Here is a 6,244-nt window from a genome sequence, read left to right as displayed (position 1 = left end):
AAGAGTTTTATAGCTCTGTAACGCCAGAGACATTCTTCAAGAATGAAAAAGATATAAAGGCAGCATTGTTTAGGCCTTTTACCCATGCAAAATGGTACCTAGGAGAAGACCGCTGGCGTCTTCAAGAATATACAGCGGATAATTTCGTCATAACGACAAAAGGTCGCCATTGGTACAATGGCGGTGAGAACGAGCGGTTTCATTATCATACCTGGACACCAGATGACAACTGGATATGGGGAAGCTGGCGCGGTACGCTTATGGGAGTAGCACTTGCATTAGATGCGAAAAGCGATTTAGAGAAATTAGATTACACAAAATTTCAGCTTACCGAAGAACTAAAAATGTCACATTTAAGTCAATTGGATGCGTTGATCGCATTTTTCTACCTGCGTGGACTCGACTTTTTCGGTGGCATGCCTGTATTTGAATCGTTAGAGGGGGAGGGGTTACCTAGGAATACCGATGTTGAAACATTTAATCACATCGAAAAGCTCCTTAAAAAGGCAATTGAGACGATACCTGCAAAAAAAGGCGGAGCCGTAGAGGAAGGTGCAATATCTCAGGGGGCTGCTGCGGCTATGCTCGCACAGTTATATTTTAATGCCGAAGCCTATATCAATAAACCAATGTATGCCGAGGCAAAGACGTTAGCGCAGGCTATCATAAACAACGAATATGGCACTTACGCGATTGACAACGCGTGGAATGGGCCGCATGGATTCAAAAATGACAAGTCGCCTGAAATAATATGGTCCATGCCCTCCGAGTTTAAGAAGATGGAATATAATTGGTTTTATGCAGACTTTTATCATTACAACACCAAACAGTTTTTTGATCAGGATATGGGGGGAAATAACGGAGCCCATTTACAACCTTCTCGTAAACCTGATGGCACATTTTATGAAACCGAGTTTAAATTAGGATCTCCTTATGAAAAGTTTGATCAAAGTGATTTAAGAAAAAAAACTTACGTATTTACAGGAAGTGGACAGTATGAAGGTATGTTTATCGTTGGAGCACACAAAACACCCGAGGGTAATTCGATTGTCGGTGGAGAGGAATACAAGGATAAACCTTTGACTTTTGTTGATCAAGTAGCCCGCTTTTCCGAAGTTGGTCCGAAAAAAAAGTACGCCAGTATAAGTCAATTACCTTCTAAGGTATCAGAAGGTGAAGAGAATACTGGCGTGCGTCTAGTAAAAGTTCCTATTCCGAATTTAGCGGAAAATACTTTAAGATGGGGGGCTGACCTTCCAATTATCCGCTTGGCTGAAATATATTATATACTTGCTGAATGTGATCTGCGTGAAGGTAATACTGCAGAAGCAGCAGAACTCATTAACAAAGTACGTAAACGTAATTTCGCAGGTGAAAAAGATCCTAATCCAGTCTCCGCGAGTAATCTCGATAAATATAGGATGCTTGACGAATGGAGCATTGAATTTTTAGGTGAGGGGAGACGACGTACAGATTTGGTGCGTTGGAAGAGTTTTGTTAGCGAAAAATGGTGGGATCATGCCCCCAAGGAATCTGAGCATTTGAATAGATTTCCAGTACCAAGAGAAGCGATTTCGGGTAATAACGCTTTAAAGCAGAATCCGGGTTACAATTAATAAAGATCGGCAGCCTACTTTATTCCGATTAATAGCCTCCCTCATTTTTGTGGGAGGCTTTTTTCTATTCGAACAAACGAACGTGACTACTCCATCGTAATTAATACTAATTATTTCGATTTTGACACAGAAATAATTGAGCACCAACTGTGTTCAAAATAACCTTCAATATACACCTGAACTGTGACTTTTACCCCGTTAGATTGTGTTGAGTAGAACGCGTGAACTACCAGGAGTACGAAACAGGTTCAATCAGTCCAGAGAAACTTTCTCATAGGCTATAAATGGTTTGCTCGATCAGAATAATCGTTTCGCGTTGTGGCTCTTAATCGTGTATCAATTGGAGGATTCGCGCACGTTCCTTATCACTTAGCGATAATACGCTATCTATGATTGGGAAAATATCTGTTTTACGTTCGCTTTGAAGCAATAGATCCAAAAATCCCAAGTAGGTACGGATAAAATCTGGTTTAACACCTATAAATACGCGTGGGTCGGAAATATAGAGTTCTTGAACTAATGTAATTAATATGTTCTTTCTTTTCTGCGCTTCCGGTGTTAAGGCGTACGGAGGGAGGAGCTTTTTATACAGCAGCTCACTTATTTTCTGGCGAACAGCATTTTCTCTAATGTATTTCTTTTGTTTTCGTTCTAAAAAATCACGAAGTTCATTTTGCAATTTTCGAAAAACCACATGTTGCTCGCGTTCACCGAATAGGTTGGTTTCTTCCGAATTGGAAATATCCGCTTGATCGAAATGATTAAAAAAAGCGGATCTAACATACACCGAATGATGAAAATCAATTGCGTTATTATTAAAGCTAGTTAGCAGCTTTGCAACCTCCATTTTGTCCGTATTCAAAAGATAATAATAGTATCGGTCTCCTATGTTCTTGTTCCAACGAACATACTGTACATGAAAAACATAGGAATTTTCTTCAGGACTCTGCAAGGTCCAACTTACATTATCGGACTCCTGAATAATTTGATCATAAGATAAAATAACCGAATTGATTTTGATTTGATAGTGATTCTCTTTATTTAGAAATAAAAACCAGCCGAATTCAGAAGCTAAAAAATCATGAAACTCTTTTGAGTCCACCTGAGAGGCGGATAGATCAAATATTCCTTCCAGAACAACAACGGTTCCCGTTGATTGGGCATCGGTAACTCGAGACTCACTAACATCGTACGACTCTTTGGAAAATCTATCAATTGAGATATTATATGTTTTTAACAATTCATTTTCAGTATCATGAAACACAGTTTTCCATGTCGCCCGCGAAGCGAATAGTGTAAAGGAAAACCGGCCTTTTCCTTTGCGACCTCTTGTATAGGAGGTTCGTTTTGAAACCACCCGCTTTTGAGAATCCAGGAAATTTCCAAAGCTATAACCCAATGTAGGATATGCAATTCCTTCGCCGTTATCCGATATAGTCAAGCGTTCAATGAATCCTAATTCATTGTGCGAATATTGGAAGTCAACGATTGTAGCTTTGGCATCAAAAGCATTCCAAATATACTCCGCAAGCACTTGTTTATAATCTTTTGGTAGCCCCGCTGACTCCACACTGGCGTTGGTAATTTTGGTATCGTTTTTCATGAAAAAAAATAAAAATAACTTGATCAAATATACAGCATTCAAATGAAAAAGCGTCCCTAATTAACTAATTTATTTAGCTTTTTTACGCTATCTTTTGCTTTGGTCTCCTATACAGTTTTATCAAAAACTGACAGGAGAATCCGTTGTCTAGCCGTATTGTATCCACTAACCCGTGGTATTTGTATTATTATTTATATATTCAAGATCATTTAACATTTTTAGTCACATATTTAACTCACCCAATTGTCACCACACTAAACTTAATTGATATGCACAATGACGCTGCTTTGCGACAAAGACTCTTTCCGTATGCTTATAATATTTTAGGGAGCGTAGAAGACAGTGAAGATATCTTACAAAATGTCATTATCAAATCGTTACAAAAAAGCGGTATTGAAAATGAAACCGCTTATCTTATCCGAGCAGTCATTAATGAATCGATAAACTTTAAAAAGCGTAGAGATAGGATTATTAAAAAGGACGTCTGGTTACCTGAACCATACGCGACTAACGAAGGAGAGGGAAATTTGGAATCGAAGGAAATATTGCAATATTCAATGCTTGTTTTACTCGAGCGACTGAATATAAATGAAAGGGCGGTTTTTCTGCTAAAGGAAGCATTTGGGTATACTCATCAAGAAATTAGCACCGCCTTGTCTATGAGTGATCAAAACACTCGTCAATTGCTGAGTCGTGCTAAAAAGAAGTTAAAGGAAAGACAGTTTTACCCGATCCACGCTTCTAGCCAACATGCTGGTTATCTAGAGAAATATATCACAACGATTCGCCAAGGGGATGTGAAAACCTTAGAGACTATGCTTGCCGGAGAAATTCAGGTGCTAGCAGATGGCGGGGCTGACATTCATGTAGTGGCACAAACGACTACTGGAATCGCGGCAACAATAGAACTATTATTATACGTTTATAATCATTATCAAAAAGATTTTGAAATTATTATCACGCAAGTGAACCACCAACCAGCATTACTTTTCTATTCAGGCACTAAACTTATCAACTGCCAGGTTTTTGAAACAAATTCTAAGGGAAAGATTACACAAATCTTCTCGGTAATAGATCCATTGAAACTAGCTAAAATAGAACGCGCCTAATGTTCATTAACGAATGGACTTACTCCTTCCTCATTTAAACTATTAATGAAACAGTGTTTTTAACGTACCGTTTTACGTGTTTTTATTTTTTTAATAGAAAATTATAAAAGCATGTCACATTTAGGTTCGTACGATTGTCCTATTATCAGTACTGCTTAAGCATATGCTGATAACACATTTTTTAATTTTAAATATAGAACACATGATCACAGTAAAAGTAACCTACGGCGTTAAAAAAGCCTATGTCGAAACGAACAAAGAGATGATCGGTAAATTTCTTGCCGACTTTCGTGCGCTAGATAGCAGCAAGTTTGTATATTCTGTTTTTCAACAGGACGACGAAGAAACATTTCTACACTTTTCGCAGTTTCAAGACGAAGAAATCCAACAGTTAGTACTGCAGGTACCCTCATTTGTCGCATTTCAAACGTCAAGGGATAATAATCTTTCATCTGCCCACAACATTGAAATCTTGACCCCTATAGGGACAACGAAGTCAAACTTGTAACGTGTTAAAAAAGAGAATAACGTTTTGTGTTATTCTCTTTTTTATAGGATTACCGCCAACCTAATCCCGGAGCGACGTGTTTTATAATGGAATTAAGAACATGTGCATTATAATCTACGCCTAGCGTATTTGGGATTGTCAAAAGAAGGGTGTCAGCCTCCTTAATCGCCTCATCATTTGCAAGCTGCTCGATTAATCTGTCAGGTTCGTCAGCATAACTCCTTCCAAAAATAGCCCTTTTGTCTTTTTCAATCATTCCAATTTGATCTTTGCGTTCCGCTTCCTGACCAAAATACATACGATCCAGATCGTTTACAATCGCAAAGATAGAACGACTTACAGAAATACGCGGCTCGCGTTGATGTCCCGCCTCGCTCCAGGCTTGTTTATAGAGCCGTATTTGTTCCGCTTGTTGAACATGAAATGGTTTTCCATTCTCATCGTCCTTCAAAGTTGAGCTTTGGAGATTCATGCCATTTTCAGCCGCCCAAACCGCCGTAGCATTCGAACTAGCTCCCCACCATATTCGATCACGAAGACCTTCTGAATGCGGCTCTAGACGTAATTGACCGGGTGGATTGGGGAACATCGGATTGGGATTAGGACGTGCAAATCCAGTTCCTTTTAACTTTTGAAAGAACTCCAAACCGTTGCGGCGTCCCATGTCGGCATCAGATTCGCCTTCCTGCGGTTCGTAACCAAAGTAACGCCATCCGTCGATCACTTGTTCTGGAGAACCTCGGCTAATGCCCAGCTGAAGCCGGCCACCAGAAATCAAATCAGCAGCACCCGCGTTCTCAACCATATATAAAGGGTTTTCGTACCGCATATCAATTACACCTGTGCCAATTTCTATATTTTTTGTCCTGGCGCCAATAGCGGCCAGTAGTGGGAAAGGGGAGGCAAGCTGGTTTGCAAAATGATGTACTCGAAAATAAGCCCCATCTACACCAATCTCTTCTGCCGCAACAGCCAAATCAATGGACTGCAATAAAGTATCTCCCGCTGACCGGGTTTGATAAGAGGGGTGATTCCCCCAATGACCAAAAGATAAAAATCCAATATTTTTCATATCTATTTCAAAAATAAACAATACTACTGTGCCGGCCATTGATCTATGATAAGAACTACCCTCGAGTTCTTCTTCTTCTGGATCTGTCCAATCGCGCCTAATCTTCACAAAAAATCAAGCGCGTGAATCCATTTGATAGGTTATAACAAAAAATGACCAAGAATATTAAGTCAACGTTCGATAAAAAGGGCTTTTTTAAGTTAAATTTTTAAAAATTAATCAACCGTTTGATTAGCCGTTTTAAGTGCATATTAGGTCTTATGTAAATATTTTGGTACATCCGAGAGTATAAATTATAGTGTTATCAAACTATCTTAGAAGAACGAAAGGTAGCTA

The 6,244-nt window shown here is 39.1% G+C and carries 5 protein-coding genes; 3 read left to right on the top strand and 2 right to left on the bottom strand.

From position 1 onward, the window contains the following. On the top strand, window positions 1-1,616 hold a 1,616-nt coding region (locus HP439_RS05020), incomplete at its 5' end, for a RagB/SusD family nutrient uptake outer membrane protein (RefSeq protein WP_172389250.1). Between the two features lie 325 nt (window positions 1,617-1,941). Here the strand turns inward: HP439_RS05020 and HP439_RS05015 are convergent. Continuing rightward, window positions 1,942-3,219: an ATP-binding protein gene (locus tag HP439_RS05015; RefSeq protein ID WP_172389249.1), complete on the bottom strand. Its 1,278-nt coding sequence runs from the start codon at window positions 3,217-3,219 to the stop codon at window positions 1,942-1,944. Window positions 3,220-3,488: 269 nt separating this feature from the next. Between HP439_RS05015 and HP439_RS05010 the strand changes: the two genes are divergently transcribed. Then, window positions 3,489-4,328 carry a sigma-70 family RNA polymerase sigma factor gene (locus HP439_RS05010; RefSeq protein ID WP_172389248.1) on the top strand — a complete coding sequence of 280 codons (840 nt, stop codon included), beginning with the start codon at window positions 3,489-3,491 and terminating at the stop codon, window positions 4,326-4,328. A gap of 202 nt (window positions 4,329-4,530) precedes the next feature. Further along, entirely contained in the window at window positions 4,531-4,836 is a 306-nt protein-coding gene (locus HP439_RS05005) for a hypothetical protein (RefSeq protein WP_172389247.1), read from the top strand. 49 nt (window positions 4,837-4,885) lie between these two features. On the opposite strand, the gene HP439_RS05000 is transcribed toward HP439_RS05005, so the two are convergent. After that, complete coding sequence (locus HP439_RS05000) at window positions 4,886-5,908, bottom strand: LLM class flavin-dependent oxidoreductase (RefSeq protein WP_172389251.1); 1,023 nt, start codon at window positions 5,906-5,908, stop codon at window positions 4,886-4,888. Window positions 5,909-6,244 lie beyond the last annotated feature (336 nt).

Source organism: Sphingobacterium shayense (genome assembly GCF_013179575.1).
Classification (GTDB): Bacteria; Bacteroidota; Bacteroidia; order Sphingobacteriales; family Sphingobacteriaceae; genus Sphingobacterium; species Sphingobacterium shayense.
The sequence above is the reverse complement of the archived record's forward strand: the minus strand, read 5'-3'. Positions and strand labels throughout refer to the sequence as shown.